Here is a 20,901-nt window from a genome sequence, read left to right on the forward strand (position 1 = left end):
CTCTGCCCCAACTGACATTTATGTCAATAGTGCGTTGCAAATCGATACTCAATCGCCTGGCGATCGGGCGTCCCGAGTGCCCGCGAGACCGATCGCAGGTGCGCCGCCGCCGACATGGCCCTTGATTGCGCGGCCGCCCTTGCCCGATTTCATCACCCGTCGGCGGAATAGCGTTGCCCCCACGCGCACGAACAGGATCACGCAGAGCGCCTGCCAGGCCAGCGCCAGCGCATGCGGCCAGAGCGCTTCCGACTGCGCCGCGCGGGCCAGCATGGCGAAGGGCGAGGACAGCGGGAAGATGGCTGAAAACAGCTCCATCGGCGAGCCCGGGCGGGTGATCGACGAGGCGGCGAGGAAGAACACCAGCAATTGCGCCATGGTCACCGGCATCGACAGCGTCTGCACTTCGCGCACGGTCGTCGCCATCCCGCCGATGGTCAGGAAGAGCGAGCCGAGCAGCAGGTAACCCATGGCGAAATAAACGATGCCCAGCGCGACGAAGAGCGGCCAGCCCAGCGCGGGCTCGGGCAGTTGCGGTAGCGCGCTTCCGGCAAGCAGACTGATCGTCCCGCCAGCCAGCGCCCAGACGACGATTCCGACGAAGCTGACGCCGAGCATGGCGACGAGCTTGCCGAGGAATACCGCGTCCATCGGGATTGCCGCGGCGAGCACCTCGATGACCTTGTTGGCCTTCTCCTCGACGAGGTTGGACAGCACCATGCCGGCGAGCAGCATCATCAGCAGGAACAGGATCAGCTGGCCCGCCTGCGCGGTGCGGATGCGATCGGTCCGCTGTGCCGCGACGCTGGTCGCGACGGGGTGGGCGGCGACTTCGGGATAGGTTGCGGGGGCATTGGTGCGGGCTTCGGCGGCGATCATCGCGATCGGGCCGGTCCAGGCATCGATCGCCTCCTGCGGCGCGGTCAGTTCGGGGGCGTCGAGCGCTCCCGAGACGACGGCGGAATAGTTGCGCCCCGGTTCGCGCAGGATCTCCGCGGGGGCGTCAGCGCTCTCGCTCACGGCGAGTTCGGGCAGTGCCGCACCGACGCGCGGGGCGAGCCGCTCGCGCGCCGCGATCATCGCCTGCGCATCGGCATCGGCCATCGCCACCGCGACGAGCCTCGTGGTGGCATCCCGCTGGACCTGCCCGCCGATCCCCCCGGCCAGCGCGCCGACGATGATCGGGAACAATGGCCCGAGCAGGAAGAACAGGAAGGCGCGGCTGAACAGGATCGCGCGGAAATCGCGGCGGGCGACGACGCGCGCCGCCTCGACCAGCGAGAGGCGGGTGGTATCGCTCATCGCGCTTCTCCCTGCGCATTATCCTCGGCGAGCGCGCGCGCGGCGGCCGCGCCGGCGATCTCGACGAAGGCATCGTGGAGGCCGGCGCGTTCGATCGACAGCGAGAGGATTCCCGCCTCGCCCTCGATCAGCCGCTTGAGCAGCGCCTCGATGCCGCTGTCTGGCACCGGGAAGTACCAGAAGTGGCTGCCCTCGGCCTTGGCATCGTGGCGCGCGTCGGCGGGCAGCGCGCCGAGCCAGGCGCCTTCGCTGCGGCGGGTTTCGAGCCGCACCTGCGCCGGGATGCGATCGCGCGCGGCATCGACCGAACCGGCATAGGGCACCTTGCCTCCGGCGATGATCGCGACCTCGTCGCACAGGCGTTCGGCGTGGTGGATGACATGGGTCGAGAAGATGACCGTGGTGCCGCCAACGGCGAGATCGCGGATCATCCCCTCGAGCTTGCCCTGGTTGATCGCATCGAGCCCACTGAAGGGTTCGTCGAACACCACCAGCCGGGGGCGGTGGACCAGCGTGCCGAGCAGCTGGACGGTCTGCGCCATGCCCTTCGACAATTGCCGGATCTGGCGATCGACCGCGTGGCCGAGCCCGTAATTCTCGAGCATCTCGCGCCCCCGCGCCTTGCCCTCGGCGAGAGGCAGGCCGCGCAGCGCGCCCATGAAGGCGATCGCATCGTCGCATTTCATCGCCGGGTAGAGGCCGCGTTCCTCGGGCAGGTAACCGATCAGCTTGGCGACTTCGTGGGGGCGGTCGTTGCCGAATACGCAGCGCACGCCTTCGTCGGGGTCGATGATCCCCAGCAGCATGCGCAAGGTGGTGGTCTTGCCCGCGCCATTGGGGCCGAGGATGCCGTAGATCGCCCCCTCGGGCACCGAAATATCCACTCCGTCGACCGCCAGCGTGCCGTCGAAGCGCTTGACCAGGCCGCGGGCCTCGATAGCGAGCGGGCCAAGGCCGTCGGCCCGGGCTCGCGTCATGGTGCCGGTCTCGGTAAGCATGGCTGCATGCCTAAGGGCTGGCAGTGAACAGGAGCACAAGCAAGCGTGGTTAACGTAGGGTTGCAGGAAGCGTTGCGCGAAGAGGCGGCGAAGCTTGGCTTCGTGGCATGCGGTTTCGCCTCTGCCGCGCCCGACCCGCAGCGTGCCGCGCGGCTGGAGGAATTTCTCGGCCAGGGTCGCCACGGAGCGATGGAATGGATGGAGGCGCGCAAGGCGCAGCGCACTTCGCCGCAGGGGCTGTGGCCCGAGGCGAAGAGCGTGATCGCGCTCGGCATGAGCTATGCCCCTGACGTCGATCCGCTGGCGCTGGAGGCGGCGGCGGACACAGCGCGGATTTCGGTCTATGCTCAGGGGCGCGACTATCACGACGTGGTCAAGAAGGCGCTCAAGGCGCTCGCGCGCTGGCTGATCGAGCGCGAGCCGGACAGCGAACTCAAGGTCTTCGTCGATACCGCGCCGGTGATGGAAAAGCCGCTCGGTCAGGCAGCGGGAATCGGCTGGCAGGGCAAGCACACCAACCTCGTCAGCCGCCGTCATGGTTCGTGGCTGTTCCTCGGCGCGGTCTATTCGACGCTCGACTTCGTGCCCGACGATCCGCATCCCGACCGCTGCGGCAATTGCCGCGCCTGCCAGGACGCCTGCCCCACCGACGCCTTCCCGCGGCCCTACCAGCTCGATGCGCGGCGCTGCATTTCCTACCTCACGATCGAGCACAAGGGTCCGATCCCCAAGGAATTCCGGGAGGCGCTCGGCAACCGCATCTACGGCTGCGACGATTGCCTGGCGGTCTGCCCGTGGAACAAGTTCGCCGATACCGCGCACCGCCATATCAAGCTCGCCCCGCGCGCCGAACTGACCGCGCCCGAGCTGGCGCGTTTCCTCCAATTCGACGACGCGGGCTTCCGCGAGTTCTTTTCCGGCTCGCCGATCAAGCGGATCGGGCGCGACCGCTTCGTGCGCAATTGCCTCTATGCCGCGGGCAACAGCGGGCTGGCCTCGATTGAACCACTTGTACGCGGCTTGTGCAGCGATCCCGACCCGGTTGTGGCCGAGGCTGCGCGCTGGGCGGCGGGCCGTCTGGCGCAGTCCGCGCGCTAATCGCGGCCGGTTAGCGCATTTCCTTCAGCAGCACCGAGCTGTCGGCGAGCAGGGCGGGATCGATCTCCGCCCGGTCCATCACCAGCTTGCGCCCCTGGACGTAATCCTTGGTGTTGTTGACGCAGTCGAGCGCGATCACGCGCCCTTCCTTGAGGTAGATCACGCTGAACTTCTTCTCCCCCGGGTCGCCGCGCAGAACGGTCGCGTCGTAGCCCAGCGAGAGGCCGACGGTCTGCAGGCGGAGATCGTACTGGTTCGACCAGAACCACGGCACCGCATCGTAATCCTGCTTGTCGCCCATGATCGCCTTGGCCGCGACGGTCGCCATGTCATTGGCGTTCTGGACCGATTCGAGGCGGATCACCGCATTGGCCGCAAAGGGATTGGCATGGCTCGCGCAGTCGCCCACGGCATAGACGTCGTCGAGCGTGGTGCGGCAAAAGGAATCGACGTCGACGCCGTTCGATCCGGCAGCCCCGGCAGCGATCAGCGGTCCGACCGAGGGCACGATACCGATCCCTGCGATGACGACGTCGCAAGCGATCTTCTCGCCGCTGTCGGTGGTGACGCCGGTGACGCGCCCATCGGCGCCCTCGATCGTCTCGACCGCTGTCGACAGGCGCAAGTCGACGCCCTGTTCGCGGTGGTGAGCGGCGTAGAAATCGGCCAGCTCGGGTCCGGCGACGCGCGCCAGCACGCGGTCTAGCATTTCGACAACCGTCACCGCGCAGCCGAGCTTGCGCAGGACCGCGGCCGTCTCGAGCCCGATATAGCCGGCACCTACGATGACCGCGCGTTGCGCACCGGCGGCGAGGTCATCCTTCAGCGTGTCGACGTCGCGCCGGGTGCGGACGTAGTGGATCCCGCCAAGATCGCTGCCCGGACACGACATGCGCCGGGCATCGCCGCCCCCGGCCCAGATCAGCTTGCGATAACCGATTCGCGTATCGTCCGAGAGGACCAGCGTATGCGCCACCGGGTCGATCTCGTTGACGTTGCGACCCAGCCGCAGCTCGACGTTCTTGTCGGTCCAGAACTGTTCGGGGCGAATCTGGATGCGCTCGAAGGGCTTCTCTCCGGCGAGGTACTCCTTCGACAGCGGCGGGCGCTCGTAGGGCGGGTTGCGATCGCGGCTGACCATGAGGATCGAATCCTCATGCCCGTTCTGGCGCAGGGCGATGGCGGCCTGTGCACCGCCGTGCCCCGATCCCACGATAACGACGTCGAAATGTTCCATCGCCGCGCTGGCTGGCGCGAAAACGCCAGCCGGTCAAGCACAGTGCTGGTGGGCTGCTAGCGAGAGAGCAGGTTGCGCGCCATGCTCGCCACCTGTGCCAGCATGGCCGGAGCGACCGGCGACTGGCCCTGCGCGCGCGCGACCATCGAGCGGAAGCCGCGTACCGCCACTTCCTGCTCCTCGGCCCATTTCGCGACGATGGCGGACATGTCCTTCTTGGCATCCTTGCGCCGCGCCAGGCGCCGCAACAGCTCGAGCCGCATCTGCTGGAAGTCGCGGGCGAGGCCCGAGACGAGCAGTCGCTCCCACACATCCGACGGGCTCATCAGCGCCGCGGTCGACTGCGCCCAGTCGAGACCAAGCCGGCGACCGGCATCGGTGAAGGCCGCGGCCAGATTGCGCGCCCCGATGCCGGATTCGCTGGCCAGCTTGGCGAGGCCTACTGCGCCGTCGAGATCGTAGAGATGCGCCACCCGTCCGGCGAGCGGGGCAGGCGCGCCGGCAGCGATCAGCTGTTCGCGCAGGCGATCGGACTGCTGGCGCGACTCGGCGCTCAGCAATTCGCCGGTCGCATCGGACAGCTGGGCCGCGCCCTTGCCGATTTCGGCAACCAGCGCGCTCGGGTCGACGCTGCCCGAAGAGGTGCGCAGCACGTCCGACATGAGATTGCCGACCGCGGCGGCAATCCGGTCGAACAGCATCAGTCGGGCGTTCTCGGGCATGGCGGTGCTATCGATCGAGGTCCACAGCGCGGGCAGGTTGAACAGCTCCTCCGTCGCCACGAAGGCGGCAGCGACCTGGATCAGCTCGACGCCCTCCTCTTCGGCGAGTTCGAAAGGATGGACCATGCCGAGGCGGTTGACCATGCGGTTGGCGAGCTTGGTCGCGATGATCTCGCGGCGCAGCTGGTGGCCTTCGATCTGCGTCCTGAACTTCTTCCGCATCGGTTCGGGGAAGGCCGCGAACAGCGTGGCCTCGAGCAGGGCGTCGTCGGCCAGCGTGCCGCGTTCGATTGCATCCTGCAGCACCAGCTTCGACGAGGACAGCAGCACCGCCAGTTCGGGCCGCGTCAGGCCCTGCCCGTCGGCAGCGCGGCGCTGCAGCGTCTGGTCGTCGGCGAGCCCTTCGGTCCGGCGGTCGAGATTGCCGCCCGCCTCGAGCGTCTCGATGATGTGGCGCTGCGATGCCATCGCGCGGGCGCCGCCGACCTCGGCGATCGAGAGCGCGAGCGCCTGCAGGCGGTTGTCCTCGAGCACGATCCGGCCGACCTCGTCGGTCATCGATTCGAGCAGCGCGACGCGCTTGGGCTCGCTCAGCTTCCCGGCGCGCTTGGCCGCGGCCAGCGCGATCTTGATGTTGACCTCGTTGTCCGAGCAGTCGACCCCGGCCGAATTGTCGATGAAGTCGGTATTCGAGCGGCCGCCGGACTGGGCGAACTCGATGCGGCCTGCCTGGGTGATGCCGAGATTGGCGCCCTCCCCGATGACCTTGGCGCGCAACTCGCGCGCATCGACCCGCAGCGCGTCATTGGCCGGATCGCCGACCTGGACGTTGTTTTCGTGCGCCGCCTTCACATAGGTGCCGATGCCGCCGAACCAGATGAGGTCCACAGGCGCGCAGAGGATCGCCGAGATCAGCGCCTCGGGTTCGATCTCGCGCTGCTCTATGCCCAGCTTGGCCTGCATCGCTTTCGACAGCTTGATGCTCTTGGCATCGCGCGCGAAGACGCCGCCACCCTTCGAGATCAGCGTGCTGTCGTAGTCTTCCCAGCTCGAGCGCGGGAGTTCGAACAGGCGTTTGCGTTCCTTCCAGCTTGCTGCCGGATCGGGATCGGGATCGAGGAAGATATGGCGATGGTCGAAGGCGGCGACCAGCTTGATCGCCTGCGACAGCAGCATGCCGTTGCCGAACACGTCGCCCGACATGTCGCCGCAGCCGACCACCTCGACGCTCTCGCTCTGCACGTCGGTGCCCATTTCGAGGAAGTGACGCTGGACGCTGACCCAGGCACCCTTGGCGGTGATGCCCATGGCCTTGTGGTCGTAGCCCTTCGAGCCGCCGCTGGCGAAGGCATCGTCGAGCCAGAAGTCCTTCGATTCGGCGATCGCATTGGCCACGTCGGAGAAGGTCGCGGTGCCCTTGTCGGCGGCGACCACGAAATAGGGGTCTTCGCCGTCGGTGATGACGACTTCCTCGGGATGGACGACCTTGTCGTCGACGATGTTGTCGGTGACCGACAGCAGTGTGCGAATGAAAATCTCGTAGCTGGCGCGCCCTTCGGCGGCCCAGCCTTCGCGGTCGATGGCGGGATTGGGCAGCTGCTTGGGATAGAATCCGCCCTTGGCCCCGGTCGGCACGATCACCGCATTCTTGACCCGCTGCGCCTTCATCAGACCGAGGATTTCGGTGCGGAAGTCGTCGCGCCGGTCGGACCAGCGCAGCCCGCCGCGCGCGACCGGGCCACTGCGGAGGTGGATGCCCTCGACCCGGCGCGAATAGACGAAGATCTCGCGATAGGGGACCGGCTTGGGAAGATTTGGCACCCTGGCCGAGTCGATCTTGAAGGCAAGCGCCTCCCCCGCCGCCGGGGCGAAGGCGTTGGTCCGCAAGATCGCATCGATCAGCGAATTGTAGAGGCGCAACAGGCGATCGTCGTTGATCGCCTTGACCTTGGCAAGCCCGCGCTTGATCGCCGCGCGGGCGTCTTCGACCGCCTTGTCCCGTCCGCTTCCGAATTGGGGATCGTGGCGCGCGGTGAACAGCGCCACCAGCGCGCGTGTCACGTCCGGTGCGGCGGCGAGGGCGTCGACCACGGTGTAGATGGTGAAGCCCATCCCCGCCTGGCGCAGGTAGCGGTAGAAAGCGCGCAGCCAGTTGGCCTCGCGCGCGGCCAGCCCGGCCTCGGGCACAAGCCGGTTGAACGGGTCGTTCTCCGCCACGCCATTGAGCACGGCGGCGATCGCCTCCTCGATCCCTTCCGACCGTTCGATGAGGGTCTTGGGATCGGCACCGGGCTTCAGGTCGAGCAGGAAGTCGTGGATCGTCCCCAGCCGGCCGTCGTCGAGCACGGTGGGCATCTCCGAACGGACGTAGAAGCCGAAGTCCTCGAGTGCGGGAACGCCTTCCGACAGCGGCAGGCTGCCTTCGGACTGGTAGAGTTTCAAGCGCAGGCAGCCGGGCACTTCGCGCTCGCAGAAATACATCCGCGCGCCGCGCACCACTTCCTCGTTTTCCACGCTCGCGCCGAGCTCATGCAGGCGGGCGATGTCGAAGGCCGCCTCGCGCGGGCCGAATCGACCGCGGAAGGCGGTCGGGAAATGCTCGGCGAAGCGCATGGCGAGACCCGCGGCGCGCGATCCCTCCTCGATGGTCCCGAGTTCGGCCTCGACTGCTTCGCTCCAACCGCGCAGCAGCGTCTGCATCTGCTCCTCGAGCGCGTCCTCGTCGGGGGCTTGGTCGCCGTCGCGAATGTCGAAGACGAAGCGCAGCGTCGCCAGGTTGCCGCCCTCGACCTCGAGACTCCAGTCGAGCAGGCGGGCCGAGGCGGCCTCTTCGAGCAGCGCCTGGATCTCGAGCCGAACCTGGGTCGCGACCATGTCGCGCGGCAGCCAGACGAAGGCGAAGAGGTGGCGGGCGAGCGGTGCCTCGATCAGTGCGAGGCGCGGACGCGGGCGGTCGACCAGGCTCATCATGGTCGTGGCGACACGTTCGACATCGTCTTCAGAGAAGCCGATCAGCAGATCGTGGGGCAGCGTGGTGAGCGCGTGGACCAGCGCCTTGCCGGCATGGCCGGTATCGTCGAAGCCGTGGCGCGTGCGGAGCGCATCGAGTTGGCGGCGCAGGCGGGGCACGTTACGCGGCGGCGCGGCGAGCGCCGCACTGGTCCAGACGCCGGCATGAACCGAGAGCGCGACCGTCTTGCCGACGTCCTCGACCGGGACGATGAGTAGGTCGAGCGGGACGCGGCGATGCACGTTGCTGAGATGGTTGGCCTTGATGATCAGCGGGCGACGCGGGTCGTCGCCCTGCTCGAACCAGGCGAAGGCGCGCTCGTAGGAGCTTTCGGCGAGCAGTTCCTGCGCGCTCTGGCGACAGATGCCGAGCTCGTCCTCCTGGCGCCCGTCGCGAAAGCGCGTGACATGGCCGAGCTGGGTCAGCATGCCCGAATTGAGCCAGTCGAGCAGTTCGGCCCCCTCGGCATCGACTGCAGCGATGCGTTTGGCATCTTCGGCCATGGCCTCCTGCAGGCGGGGCCAATCAGCCACCGCCGCGCGGACGTCGGCGAGCGTGGTCTTGAGCGTTTCCTGCAGTTGCCGGCGGGTCTTGGCGTCGACGCGCGCGGCCTCGATATAGATCATCGATTCCCAGAAAGCGTCCTCGGGATCGCCCTCGGGAATCGCCTTCAGCGCGCCCTTTTCGTCGCGCTCCACGGGAATGACCGGGTGGACCAGACGGTCGATCGACAGGCCGAGCGCAGCGATCGTCGCAGCCACCGAATCGACCAGAAAGGGCATGTCGTCATTGATGATCGCGATGCGCGTCATGCGGCGCTCGTCGCTGACACTCTCGATTGCCATCGCCGAGCGACCGGGAGTACGCTGGACCGCCAGCTGGCCGACGAATTCGGCGGCATCGCCGAGCTGCGCCTTGTCGAAAGGCGTATCGCCGCTCAGCAGCGAGAGCCGCATGCGGTCGGTGATGGCATTCTGGAGTTTCTTGGGAAGTGCGGCAGTTGTCGAACCCATGAGGGGCCTCTCTCCTGGCGGCGCATGATCATTTCGGCGCCGCGAAATATCCGAGTCGTTTTGCGCTACGACCTATGAGCCGCGCCTAGGCCCCTTGCCCGCGTGTCGCAAGGTGCTGCGCGTGCAATTTCGCAATCGTATGCGCGACATGTGCGGAGCGATGCCGTTACGGCATGCTCATTCGGCCAGCGCCTTCATCGCCAGGCGCAACGAACGGCAGCGGGCCTGCGGATCGAACATGCTCCCGCCGAAGACCACTTCGTCGGCACCGGTGCGCGCAACGAAGGCGCGCACGGCCTCGGCAGCCTGCCCAGGGGTGCCGATTGCGCTGGCCTGGCCGATATGCGCCAGCATGGCCTGCGCCGGTGCCGGCAGGCTGTCGCGATAGCCGCGCACCGGCGGCGGCAGCTTGCCCGGCGTCCCCGTGCGCAGCGCGACAAAGGCCTGCAGCTGTGAGGAAGCGAGATATTCTGCATCTTCCTCGGTATCGGACACGAAGAGGTTCATCGCCACCATGACATGCGGCTTCTCGAAGGCCTCCGACGGCTGGAAATCACGGCGATAGAGTTCGAGCGCGGAATCGAGGTGGTCGGGCGCGAAATGGCTCGCGAAAGCGTAGGGCAGGCCGAGCTTCGCGGCGAGCTGCGCGCCGAACAGGCTCGAGCCGAGCATCCAGAATTCGGGGCGCGCTCCGAGGCCGGGGGTCGGGTGGATGGCGGTGTCGCCCGCCATCAGCGCCATCAGCTCGACCACGTCCTGCGGGAACATCTCCGCCGCGCGGTGGAGGTCCTTGCGCAGCGCGCGTTGCAGTTCCGGCCCGGCTCCCGGCGCCCGTCCGAGGCCGAGGTCGACACGGCCCGGAAACAGCGCGTCGAGCGTGCCGAACTGTTCGGCGATCTGGAACGGCGTGTGGTTGGGCAACATGATCCCGCCCGACCCGATGCGGATGGTCGAGGTGGCATTGCCGATATGCGCGAGCACGACTGAGGTCGCGCCGCCCGCTATCCCGGCCATGGCGTGGTGCTCGGCGACCCAGAAGCGCTTGCACCCCGCGTCTTCGGCCGTCTTGGCCAGCTGCGTGGCGGCATCGAGTGCCTCGCCCACCGTGCCGCCCTCGCGAACGGGGACGAGGTCGAGGACCGAATAGCCGGTCACGAGTCGAGCTGCTCGAGATAGGCGCGGGCGCGCGCAGCCTCCTGGCTCTGCGGGGCGACCTGCAGCACCGATTCGAAGCTGCGGCGCGCCTCGTCCTCGCGGCCCGCCAGCGCGGCGATCACGCCTGCCTCCAGCCCGACGGCGGGATCCTGCGGCGCGAGCAGCGCGGCCTGCGCAATCTGTTCGCGCGCCTCGCCCAACCGTTCGAGGCGCCGCGAAAGCGTTGCCGAGAGCAGCCAGGCGCGGGAATTGGCGGGATCGTTGCCGCGCGCGCTCGCCAGAGCTTCGACGGCTTCGTCGTTACGGCCCAGCGCGACGAGCGCGCGTGCGCGATCGACCGCGACGCTGGCCATCAGCGGGCCATCGCCGGCCTGGGTGGCAAAGCCGATCGAGCGGGCGAAGGCGATTTCCGCGATCGCGGGCTTGTCTTGCGCCATCGCGGCATTGCCCGCCATCGCCGCGAGCCGCGCCTGATAGGCGGGCGCACCGTCGGGCACTTCGTCGGCGGCGAGGTCGAAGGCGCGCTGCGCCTCGGCGAAATCCTCGAGCCGGACGAGCGCGAGGCCGAGGCAATGCGCGGACTGCGCCAGTTCTAGCTGGTTCGCCGCGGTCTCGCGCCAGGTCTGCGCCATGTCGCTCGCAGCCTCGGCGTCCTCGGTCGCCAGCGTGACGCATTCGGCCAGCTTGCCGCCGGATGTGCCCGCTGTGGTCGTCGGAGGCGGGGCCTGCTGTTCCCTGACACGCTCGCGCAGTTCCTCGGGCAGGTCGGGAAAGTCGCTGGTGGAGGTACCGGGGCCGACCTGCATCAGGAGCAGGGCGAGGGCGGAGGTAATCATGCGAGGCCTTTCGAAAGCGCGTCGATCGTGCGCAGCAGCAGGGCGATATCCTGCTCGCGCGAGAGGCGATGGTCGCCGTCTTTTACCAGCGTGACCTGTACATCGTCCGAACGCAGCGAGGCGGCGAGGCGCAGGCTGATCTCCCACGGCACGTCGGCATCGCGCTGGCCGTGGATCAGCCGCACGGGCGCGTCGATCGCGATCTCCCGGTCGAGCAGCAGCTGCGCCTGGCCATCGGCGAAGAAGCCGGGATGCATCGGCGTGGGATCGGGACCGTAGGGGTTCTCGTCCAACACAGTCTCGCCTGCAGCGAGTTTCGCCTTGTCGATGTCCGAACGCCCCCATTCGGTGAAGTCGGGCGCGGAAGCGATGCCGACGAGGCCCGCCAGCCGCTCGCCTAGCGCAAGCCCCACTAGCAGCATGAGCCAGCCGCCCATGGAGGAGCCGATCACCACGACCGGACCTTTGACGACCGCCTCGACCAGCGCGAGCACCTCGTCGCGCCATCGCGACAGCGTGCCCTCGGCGAAATCGCCCGCGCTTTCGCCGCAGCCCGAATAGTCGAGCAGCAGGCAGGCGTGCCCGCGTTCCTGAGCCCAGGCGAACAGGGCGGTCGCCTTCCCGCCCGCCATGTCGGACATGTAGCCCGGCAGGAAGACCAGGGCCGGTCCTTTGCCGGGCGTGTAGCGATAGGCGATGCGGCGCCCGTCGGACATGGTGTGAAACCGGGTTTCGCTCATGGCGCATCGCTGTTCACCGCGCGGCGCACGATTGCAACCCTCAGAAGAACTCGAACTCCTCGACGTCGGGATCGTCGTCGCACATCGACTTGAGCGCGGCGAACTCCTTCTCGGTCAGCACCGGCGGATATGTCTCACCCTTGCGTGCCGCAGCGCGATAGGCCTTGGCGCGCTCGACCGACGACGGGTGGCTGGCGATCCAGCCGACCAGCGCCGGCGCATCTTCGTCCTCGCCCGTCTCTTCCGCCACGCGCTCGAAGAATCCGGCGGCACCGAGCGGCGAGATGTCGCTTTCGGCCATGCGCGAGCGGGCATAATCGTCGGCCTCGCGCTCGGCCTCGCGCGAATAGCCCATGGAGGCGAGTCCGAACACCGAATTGGTCACGCGAGAATCGGTACCGGCAAGCAGGATCGAGAGGCCGAATTGCCGCAGCAGCGCGGTCATCACGTGGCGCTCGCGCACATGGCCGACCTCGTGAGCGAGCACCCCGGCCAGTTCTTCGGGGCTTTCGGCCTGCTGGATGAGACCATCGAACAGCAACACCTGCCCGCCGGGGAGGGCGACGGCATTGATCATGCCCATGTTGGCCACGCCCGCCCGCACCTTGACCTTGCCGGGATCGACCTCGGCGACAAGCTTGTCGAGGGCGGCGGTACCGGCATGGGTCTCGCATAGCCGCCCCCCGAAGTCGCCGATCATCGCTTGGCCGATATTGCGCTCCCAGCTTTCGGGGATCCGTGGGCCGAGCCATGTGGGGGCGGTAAGGAAGAGCGCGACCGCGGCGGCACTGGCGACTCCGAATATCGCCGCGGCGCGGCCAAGGCCGAGCTTGTCGACCCAGGCCCCGTATTCGCTCTTCCCCGGGAGCCGCGCGGCAAGCCCGGCGGGAAGGTCGTCGGGCAGGATCAGGCGGAAGTCGGGAATGCTCTCGCGCCGGTAGAGGAGCTTTCCCGGGCGCGTCTCCGCATAGCGCAGGTCTTCGGCCGCGAATGCCTGCTCCGAGGTCGGGCCGACGAGCCGGAATATCCCGTCCCCGTCCCAGGTCAGCTTGCCTTCGTGGCGGAGCGCATTGGTCCCGTCGTACCATTGCGCCTCGGTCTGGAAAGCATCCTCCATCGGTTTAGAATGCGCCCATGTCGAAGGCGTCGAGCAGGCCTTCGCCATGCTTGGCGGTCCTGGTTTCCGACTGGGTGAGTTCGTCGAGCAGGATTTCCCCGCCCGCCTCGAGATGCGTTATGAAGAACTTCCAGTGGCGATAGGGCAGGAAGATCAGTCCGATCCCGAAAGTGAATACCACCAGCAGGACATCGACCACCAGCAGCTTCACCCAGTCCAGCGTCGATGCCTCGAAGCTGAAATGCAGGTCGCGCCAGCGCGTCGCGCCCACGACGACGCGGTAGAATTTTGCGTAGAAGGCCACCGCGATGAGGCCGAGGCCGAGATAGAAGAACAGGACCAATCCGCCGATCGCGGCCAACCCGCCGATCGCCATGCCATCCTCGCCGCCTATGCCATAGCCGGCGAGCGCGCCCATACCGGCCATGATGACCCCGCCCACGAACAGCACGAAGGGTGCGAGGTAGAACAGGAGAAAGCGGGCAAAGACCTCGCCCGGTTCGGCGTCGGATTCGAATTCGGATGGACCGAAGCTCATCTTCGACCAGCGCTCGTTCCACAGGCTGGTCATCGACCAGGGAATCAGCAGTCCGAGCGGCAGCCAGCCGACCATGGTCTTCCACATGTAGGACAGGCCGAAGAGGAAGCCGTTGCTGTCGCTACCCCCGCGGATACCCCGCCAGCGGGTGCGCGAGAGGCGATAGCGCAGCGCCCTGAAACGGGCGACGCCGCCGAGGTAGAAGATCGAGGTGAGGGCGAGGAAACCCAGCGCCACCCCGAGAGCCTCGTAGCCGCGCGCGATCAGGGCCTGCGCGATGAAGGTCATGGCGAAATAGGGCACGCCGAACAGGACCATCACCATCACGAAACCGAGAAACAGCTCCATGCCCGTGCCCGCCCATTCGAGATGCTCGTCGACGAACCGCGTGCGCGACCACAGATAGCGCCGTTCGCGCGCGGTCGCCCAGAACCGGTAGATACCGAGTGTGACGATAGTCAGCAACAGATTGGGGAAGGCAATCTTGGCGAAGTCGCGCCAGCCGCCCTCGAAAGCAAAGGCGGAATCGTCGCCCTGCGCGTTATTGCCGTATTCCATGAAAAACCCCTTCGACCCACATACTTGGTCGTGGATCGAAGGGGCCGTGTCAATGACGCTCCGGCAGGATCGTCAGTCGCGCTGGAAGATATCCTCGATCGCGAGGCCGAATACATCGGCAATACGGAAGGCCAGCGGCAGCGAAGGGTCGTAACGGCCCGTCTCGATCGCGTTGACGCTCTGGCGCGAAACCTCGAGCGCGGTGGCCAGATCCTGCTGGCTCCAGTCGCGTTCGGCGCGCAGGACCTTGAGGCGGTTCTTCACGCCAGGGTCCCCGCAGTGCCCATGGTGATCTTGTTGTAGATCGCCCCGACACCCAGACCCATGAACCAGAAGAAGGCTGCGCCGAAGCCGCCATTGCCCTGCGCGACGAGTTCGAAGTTCTGGAGGAATTCCCAGATGGTCATGACCGTCAGGCAGAAGCCGGTCGCAACCAGGCACTGTCGGACGATCAGCATGCGGATGAACTCGTCCTTCTCCTCGACGATGAATCGCATCACCGCCCAGAACACGCCGATGACCGGAAGCGCCGGGGCGATGGCCAGCGGCCAGGCCAGCGGGCCGCTGACCTGGTCGTGGCGGAAGAGCCATACCGCGATGAAGAGCAGGACGAGATAGATCGTCATCAGCACCGCGAGGCGGCGCGTGTAGCGCTTGGCGGCGGAGGTCCAGCAGACAGCCATGGATCAGGCCTCCTTGGTGCGGCATCGGCCGCGGCCCAGCCAGGCCGATGGAAACAGCGCCAGCAGCGCGAAAGGCGCGAACTGCGCGATCTGCTCGGGGATGATGTCGAAGACCGCCAGCACGGCGACCGCGATCATCGCGGTAGCGAGGGCGAGGGCTTTCTGAATCTGGGTCATGACAATGGTCCTTTTCTTGATGTAAAGTGTGTTTGTCACAAGATTCGCAAATTGTCAAGATAGCTTTCCATTTTGACGCGCACGCTTTCCGAAATGCGTTTTCTCTTGTCACCGCGCGGTCATCGGGCGCAGGCATGGCGCGAGTGAGGAGACAGACGATGATCGCCACCGAACCCCCTGCATCGCCCAAAATTCCGGCACTTGATCGCCGCAGCCTGCTCAAGGGAGGGCTGCTCGGTCTGGGTGTCGCTGGCGCGCCGCTATCGGCGCAGGGTTCGCTCGGCGGTTTCACGCATGGCGTCGCCAGCGGCGAGCCGGGCGCGAATCGGGCGCTCCTGTGGACGCGCTACGTCGGTACGCAGGACACGCGGCTCGATTTCGAAGTCAGCGAAACGCTCGATTTCGCGCGCGCCGTGGCGGGCGGGTCGGTGACCGCGAGCGCCGAACACGACTGGTGCTGCAAGGCCTGGGCCGAGGGCCTCGAACCGGGCCGCTGGTACTACTACCGCTTCACCGCTCCCGACGGATCGCATTCGGATGTCGGGCGGACAAAAACGCTGCCTGCGGGTGCCACCGACAAGTTCCGCATGGCGGTGTTCTCCTGCTCGAACATCGGCTTCGGCTGGTTTAACGCCTATGCCCATGCCGCGGCGGACGGCGGCTTCGACTGCGCGCTGCACCTGGGCGACTATTTCTACGAATACGCGCCGGGGACTTACCCTTCGACCGACGAGACCGCGGCAGGCCGCATCGTCTGGCCCGCGACCGAACTCGTCGCGCTCGCCGACTATCGCGCGCGCTATGCCGCCTATCGCCGCGATCCCGACCTGCGGCGCCTGCACCAGCTCTTCCCGATGATCGCGGTGTGGGACGACCACGAGAGCGCGAATGATTCGTGGGAAGGCGGGGCCGAGAACCACCAGCCCGACACCGAAGGCGAATGGTCGGTGCGCAAGGCGGCAGCGATGAAGGCCTATCGCGAATGGATGCCCGTCTCCGATGAGCCCTGGGCTTCCTACGAGGTCGGCGACTTGGCGACGCTCTACCGTCTCGAGACCCGCCTGACCGCTCGCGCCAAGCAGTTCAGCCTCGGCGAAATCCTCCGCGGCGGCAACGGCTCGCCCGAGGAGGCGCAGGCGGCGCTGGCCGCCTTCCGCGACGGCGATTACGCCGATCCCGCGCGCGAACTGCTCGGCGCCAGGCAGCAGGTGTGGCTCGCCGAAGGTTTCAAGACCTCGAAGGGAGCGGGCAAGACCTGGCAGGTGCTCGTCCAGCAGGTGCTGATGGGCAAGCTCGTCTCTTCGCCCTCGCTTGCGGCCGCCCTGCCCAAGGATGCGCCCGACTACATCCGCCAGCGCGTGCTGGCAGGCGCGATGGCCGGCGCCGAGGGCGTGCCGTTCAACATGGATGCCTGGGACGGCTATCCCGCCGCACGGGCGCGTGTGTTCGAAGCCGCGCTCGCGGCCGATGCGAACTTCATCAGCCTCGCGGGCGATACGCACAATGCCTGGGCCTTCGATCTCGACCACGCGGGCACGCCCGTCGGCGTCGAGTTCGGCGGCCAGTCGGTCACCTCGCCGGGGGTGGAAGGCTATCTCCCGCAAATCCCCGCCGACGTCTTTGCGCGCGACACGGTCGATAACAATGCGCAGCTCAAGTGGATGGATGCCTCGCGCCGCGGCTACATGGCGGTCGAGCTCACTCCGGGCAGCGCGAGCAGCGAATATCGCTTCCTCTCGAGCGTGCGCGAGAAGGGTGCGAGCGTTGTCGCGACCAAGCGGATGACCACGCTGGCGGGGAGCCGCAAGCTCGAGGCGGGTTGAGCATCCCCGCCTTCCGCGCTATCTCTCGCCGCATGACGCAGCTTCGGATCACGACCACGACTACCACCACTCCGGGCAACCGGGGGCGGTCGGTCGCGGCATAGCGATCCACCGCCGCCCGGTTTCGGGCGGTGGGCGTTTCCTCCCGAAATCGCGAAATTCCGCCAAACGCCGCTTCAAGCGTGCGCGCTCCTGTGCCATGGCCGCGCCAAGCAACGGTAAGAGACGATGACGGAACTTCTCAAGATCAGCCTGCCCGACGGTTCGGTGCGCGAAATGGAAGCGGGTTCGACGCCGGCCGATGTGGCTGCCGCGATCGGCCCCGGCCTCGCCAAGGCCGCGATCGCCGCGCGTGTCGACGGCGAACTGCGCGACATCAACCGGCCATTCGAGGGCGATGCCGAGCTCGCACTGGTCACCGGTCGCGACGAGGAGGACGCACTCGAGCTCGCGCGCCACGATTTCGCGCATGTGCTCGCGGAAGCGGTACAGGCGCTGTGGCCCGGCACGCAGATCACCTTCGGCCCGGCGACCGACGACGGCTTCTATTACGACGTGAAGGCGCCCGAGAGCCGCGATCCCTTCAGCATGGACGATCTCCCCGCGATCGAGGAAAAGATGCGCGAGATCATCCGCGCGGACAAGCCGCTCCGCCGCGAGGTCTGGAGCCGCCAGCAGCTGATCGACAAATGGGAGGCCGAGGGCGAGGTGTTCAAGGCCGAATGGGCCAAGGAATTGCCCGAGAACGAAGAACTGACGGTCTACTGGTCGGGGGACGACTGGCTCGACATGTGCCGCGGCCCGCACCTCGCCAGCACGGGCAAGCTCGATCCCGATGCCTTCAAGCTGATGCGCGTCGCCGGGGCCTATTGGCGCGGCGACCAGAAGAACGCCCAGCTCACGCGGATTTACGGCACGGGTTGGCTCAACAAGAAGCAGCTCAATGCCCACCTCACGCGGCTCGAGGAAGCAGCGAAGCGCGACCATCGCAAGCTGGGCCGCGAGATGGACCTGTTCCATCTGCAGGAAGAGGCGCATGGCAGCGTCTTCTGGCATCCCAAGGGCTATCGCATCTGGCGCGAGCTGGAAGCCTATATGCGCCGCAAGATGGACGGCGGCGGCTATCGCGAGATCAAGACGCCGCAGCTGATGGACGTGCGCCAGTGGACCCAGTCGGGCCATTGGGGGAAGTACGCCGAGAACATGTTCGCCGTCCCCGACATCGTCCCCGAAGTCGACGACGCGGGCGAAACGGCTGCCTCGCCCAAGGTTGCCGACGATGCGGAGTGGATGGCGATCAAGCCGATGAACTGCCCGGCGCATGTGCTGGTCTTCAAGCAGGGCATAACCTCGTACCGCGACCTGCCCATCCGGCTGGGCGAGATGGGCTGCTGCCACCGCAACGAGCCGCATGGCGCGCTCCACGGGCTGATGCGCGTGCGCCAGTTCACGCAAGACGATGCCCACATCTTCTGCACCGAGGCACAGGTGGTCGAGGAGGTGCGCAAGTTCTGCGCGCTCGCCGACAGCGTCTACAAGGACTTCGGCTTCGCCTATCACGTCAAGCTCGCGCTGCGCCCCGAGAAGCGCTTCGGCAGCGAGGCGGACTGGGACAAGGCCGAACAGGAACTGCGCGATGCGGTCGCCGAAGCGGGCATGGACAACGAGGAGTACGGCTGGGAAGAACTTCCGGGCGAAGGCGCCTTCTATGCGCCCAAGCTCGAATGGCACCTGACCGACGCGATCGGCCGTACCTGGCAGGTCGGCACGATCCAGGGCGACCGCGTGCTCCCGGAACGGCTCGATGCGACCTATATCGGCGAGGACGGCGAGAAGCATCGCCCGGTCATGCTGCACCGCGCCATCTTCGGCAGCTACGAACGCTTCATCGGGATCCTGATCGAGCATTTCGCCGGGCGCCTGCCGGTGTGGCTCGCGCCGGTGCAGGCGGTGGTCGCGACGATCGTCTCCGATGCCGACGACTACGCCAAGGATGCGGTCGCGAAGCTCGAGGCGGCGGGCATTCGGGTCGAAAGCGACCTGCGCAACGAGAAGATCAATTACAAGGTCCGCGAGCACAGCCTCGCCAAGGTCCCGCACCTGCTGGTGGTCGGCAAGCGCGAGGCCGAGGAAGGCACCGTCGCGGTCCGCACGCTCGGCGAACAGCACCAGAAGGTGATGAGCCTCGACGAGGCGATCGCGATGCTCAAGGACGCGGGCACGCCGCCCGATTTGCGCTAGGAGGGCCGGCGCGCGATGGAGCTGCTCGCGGCCTATGCGCCGTGGCAACTGGCGGCGGTGCTGGCTGCCGCCTTCATCTCGGCCTTCGTGCGCGGCCTGACCGGTTTCGGCATGGCGATCCTGCTGGTGCCGATCCTCGCGCTCGCGCTGTCGCCGGTGCATGCCGTGCTGCTGACCAATTTCCTCTCGGTCTTCGTCGGCCTGTCGGAGATCCGGCGGCTGGTGCGCGGGGCGGAGCGATCGGCCTGGATGATCATCGCGCTGGTCGTGCTGACGACGCCCGCGGGGCTGTATCTGCTGAGCATGACCACGCCGGACGTGGCGCGTCTGGCGATCGCCATCATTGCCTTGTCGGCCTTCGGCGCGATCCTGTTGCCCCGCCGCGCCGCGCTGGAGCATCATCCGGCGACCACCGTGAGTGTGGGCATCTTGAGCGGGCTGATGACGGGCTATGCCGGCATGCCGGGCCCGCCGGTGGTGCCCTATTACGTCGGGCGAGCCATTCCGCGCGAGACGGCCAAGGCCTCGATGCTCCTGATCTTCACCTGCGCCTCGACCACCGGCCTGGTGAGCGGAGCGGCCTTGGGTGTGCTCGACTGGTCGCTGCCGCCGCTCGCCGTACTGCTGTTTCCCGCGGTGCTTCTGGGCAATTGGCTCGGCAACCGCGCTTCGGGCCGGATCGGCGACGGGCTATGGCGTATCGCTGTGGGTGCAATTCTGGGCGGTGCGGCGCTGGCCGCGCTCGCGCGCCTGATCTAGCGGATCAGAAGGGCAGGACCGGTCCGGCGAGGACCAGCGCAAGGCCGCATCCGCCAACAATCAGCGCGCGTGCGATATCGACGATGCGATTGTCGGCGCTTTTGGAGCGGGCGAGAGCGATAGCCTTGGCCATGCGCCCATTCTCCGCTGCAAACCCTAACGAATTGTTAAGGACGCCATCCGGCGGTGGGCATCTGCTGGCTCGCGCAGTGGAACCCGCCGCCGCCCACCAGCACCGCATCGCCCGGCAGTCCGACAGTGGCGCGATCGGGAAACAATTCGGCGATCGCCGCCACACCATCCTCATCGTGCGGGCTGCCGAATGTGGGGACCACGACGAGGTGGCTGGTGATGGCGAAATTGGCGTAGCTCGCGGGCTCGATCCGGTCGCCGCTGGTGACGAGGCCGGGCGAGGGAATTTCCTTCACCGTCACGCCCGCCTCCTCCGCACGCCGCCTGGCGTCGGCATAGATGGCGGCATTGGGGTCGTCGCTGCTCGTCGCGCGCGGCAGGCACAGCGTATTGGCGGCGACGAAGCGCGCCAGATTGTCGACATGGCCATCGGTATGGTCGTTGATCAGCCCCTCGCCGAGCCACAACACCCGGCTGAAGCCCAGGTCACACTCCAGCCGCTGCTCGATCTCGTCGCGCGAAAGCTTGGGGTTGCGGTTGGGATTGAGCAGACACTGCTCGGTGGTGGCAACGAGGCCGGTCCCGTCGCCGTCCACCGCCCCGCCCTCGAGGATCCAGTCGGCCACGTCGAGCGGCAGCCCGGCATCCTCGGCGAGTTCGGCGCCCACCGTCTGGTCGCCGTCCATCAGATACTTCCCGCCCCAGCCGTTGAAGCCGAAGCGTCGTGGGGGGGGGGGGGCGGAGGCCGCGCGCCCCCCCCCC

18 protein-coding genes are annotated in these 20,901 nt (G+C 67.3%); 4 read left to right on the forward strand and 14 right to left on the reverse strand.

Features of this window, described 5'->3' with window-relative positions; genetic code table 11:
* Positions 1 to 48: 48 nt before the first annotated feature.
* Positions 49 to 1,302, reverse strand: coding sequence for an ABC transporter permease (locus ACN4E0_RS04985; RefSeq protein ID WP_419566222.1), 1,254 nt, complete (start codon positions 1,300 to 1,302; stop codon positions 49 to 51).
* Positions 1,299 to 2,300, reverse strand: a complete 1,002-nt coding sequence (locus ACN4E0_RS04990; RefSeq protein ID WP_419566225.1) for an ABC transporter ATP-binding protein — start codon at positions 2,298 to 2,300, stop codon at positions 1,299 to 1,301. The genes ACN4E0_RS04985 and ACN4E0_RS04990 overlap by 4 nt, the downstream gene beginning before the upstream one ends.
* Positions 2,301 to 2,345: 45 nt before the next feature.
* On the opposite strand from ACN4E0_RS04990, the gene queG reads away from it, so the two are divergent.
* A complete protein-coding gene (queG, locus tag ACN4E0_RS04995; RefSeq protein WP_419566228.1) occupies positions 2,346 to 3,398 on the forward strand; it encodes a tRNA epoxyqueuosine(34) reductase QueG in 1,053 nt (350 codons plus the stop codon).
* 10 nt (positions 3,399 to 3,408) lie between these two features.
* On the opposite strand, the gene ACN4E0_RS05000 is transcribed toward queG, so the two are convergent.
* From ACN4E0_RS05000 to ACN4E0_RS05045, 10 genes are all read right to left on the reverse strand, one after another.
* The gene (locus tag ACN4E0_RS05000) at positions 3,409 to 4,635 is read right to left on the reverse strand and encodes an NAD(P)/FAD-dependent oxidoreductase (RefSeq protein ID WP_419566231.1); all 1,227 of its coding nucleotides are present in this window, start codon (positions 4,633 to 4,635) and stop codon (positions 3,409 to 3,411) included.
* A gap of 56 nt (positions 4,636 to 4,691) precedes the next feature.
* Positions 4,692 to 9,380 carry an NAD-glutamate dehydrogenase gene (locus tag ACN4E0_RS05005; RefSeq protein ID WP_419566233.1) on the reverse strand — a complete coding sequence of 1,563 codons (4,689 nt, stop codon included), beginning with the start codon at positions 9,378 to 9,380 and terminating at the stop codon, positions 4,692 to 4,694.
* Positions 9,381 to 9,557: 177 nt separating this feature from the next.
* Positions 9,558 to 10,535, reverse strand: a complete 978-nt coding sequence (locus tag ACN4E0_RS05010; protein ID WP_419566236.1) for an LLM class flavin-dependent oxidoreductase — start codon at positions 10,533 to 10,535, stop codon at positions 9,558 to 9,560.
* Positions 10,532 to 11,371: a tetratricopeptide repeat protein gene (locus ACN4E0_RS05015; RefSeq protein ID WP_419566238.1), complete on the reverse strand. Its 840-nt coding sequence runs from the start codon at positions 11,369 to 11,371 to the stop codon at positions 10,532 to 10,534. The genes ACN4E0_RS05010 and ACN4E0_RS05015 overlap by 4 nt, the downstream gene beginning before the upstream one ends.
* The gene (locus ACN4E0_RS05020) at positions 11,368 to 12,111 is read right to left on the reverse strand and encodes an alpha/beta hydrolase (RefSeq protein ID WP_419566240.1); all 744 of its coding nucleotides are present in this window, start codon (positions 12,109 to 12,111) and stop codon (positions 11,368 to 11,370) included. Before ACN4E0_RS05020 ends, ACN4E0_RS05015 begins: the two co-directional genes overlap by 4 nt.
* Before the next feature lie 40 nt (positions 12,112 to 12,151).
* Entirely contained in the window at positions 12,152 to 13,228 is a 1,077-nt protein-coding gene (locus tag ACN4E0_RS05025; RefSeq protein ID WP_419566242.1) for a M48 family metallopeptidase, read from the reverse strand.
* Between the two features lie 4 nt (positions 13,229 to 13,232).
* Positions 13,233 to 14,324, reverse strand: a complete 1,092-nt coding sequence (locus tag ACN4E0_RS05030; RefSeq protein WP_419566244.1) for a YjgN family protein — start codon at positions 14,322 to 14,324, stop codon at positions 13,233 to 13,235.
* Between the two features lie 72 nt (positions 14,325 to 14,396).
* Entirely contained in the window at positions 14,397 to 14,588 is a 192-nt protein-coding gene (locus ACN4E0_RS05035) for a helix-turn-helix transcriptional regulator (protein ID WP_419566246.1), read from the reverse strand.
* Positions 14,585 to 15,007: a hypothetical protein gene (locus ACN4E0_RS05040; RefSeq protein ID WP_419566248.1), complete on the reverse strand. Its 423-nt coding sequence runs from the start codon at positions 15,005 to 15,007 to the stop codon at positions 14,585 to 14,587. The genes ACN4E0_RS05035 and ACN4E0_RS05040 overlap by 4 nt, the downstream gene beginning before the upstream one ends.
* 3 nt (positions 15,008 to 15,010) lie before the next feature.
* Positions 15,011 to 15,184, reverse strand: coding sequence for a hypothetical protein (locus ACN4E0_RS05045; RefSeq protein WP_419566251.1), 174 nt, complete (start codon positions 15,182 to 15,184; stop codon positions 15,011 to 15,013).
* A 158-nt stretch (positions 15,185 to 15,342) separates the two neighbouring features.
* Between ACN4E0_RS05045 and ACN4E0_RS05050 the strand changes: the two genes are divergently transcribed.
* From ACN4E0_RS05050 to ACN4E0_RS05060, 3 genes are all read left to right on the forward strand, one after another.
* Positions 15,343 to 17,007: an alkaline phosphatase D family protein gene (locus tag ACN4E0_RS05050; protein WP_419566254.1), complete on the forward strand. Its 1,665-nt coding sequence runs from the start codon at positions 15,343 to 15,345 to the stop codon at positions 17,005 to 17,007.
* Positions 17,008 to 17,235: 228 nt separating this feature from the next.
* Positions 17,236 to 19,248 carry a threonine--tRNA ligase gene (thrS, locus tag ACN4E0_RS05055; RefSeq protein WP_419566257.1) on the forward strand — a complete coding sequence of 671 codons (2,013 nt, stop codon included), beginning with the start codon at positions 17,236 to 17,238 and terminating at the stop codon, positions 19,246 to 19,248.
* Between the two features lie 15 nt (positions 19,249 to 19,263).
* On the forward strand, positions 19,264 to 20,007 hold the full coding sequence (locus tag ACN4E0_RS05060; protein WP_419566258.1) for a sulfite exporter TauE/SafE family protein: 744 nt from the start codon (positions 19,264 to 19,266) through the stop codon (positions 20,005 to 20,007).
* 4 nt (positions 20,008 to 20,011) lie between these two features.
* Here the strand turns inward: ACN4E0_RS05060 and ACN4E0_RS05065 are convergent, their stop codons facing one another.
* Positions 20,012 to 20,140 (reverse strand): hypothetical protein, encoded by a 129-nt coding sequence (locus ACN4E0_RS05065; protein WP_419566260.1) that lies wholly within the window; start codon positions 20,138 to 20,140, stop codon positions 20,012 to 20,014.
* A 34-nt stretch (positions 20,141 to 20,174) separates the two neighbouring features.
* A partial coding sequence (locus tag ACN4E0_RS05070) for an agmatine deiminase family protein (protein ID WP_419566262.1) occupies positions 20,175 to 20,901 on the reverse strand: 727 nt, incomplete at its 5' end.

Origin of the sequence: Qipengyuania sp. (genome assembly GCF_048550555.1) — a bacterium.
GTDB lineage: Bacteria > Pseudomonadota > Alphaproteobacteria > Sphingomonadales > Sphingomonadaceae > Qipengyuania.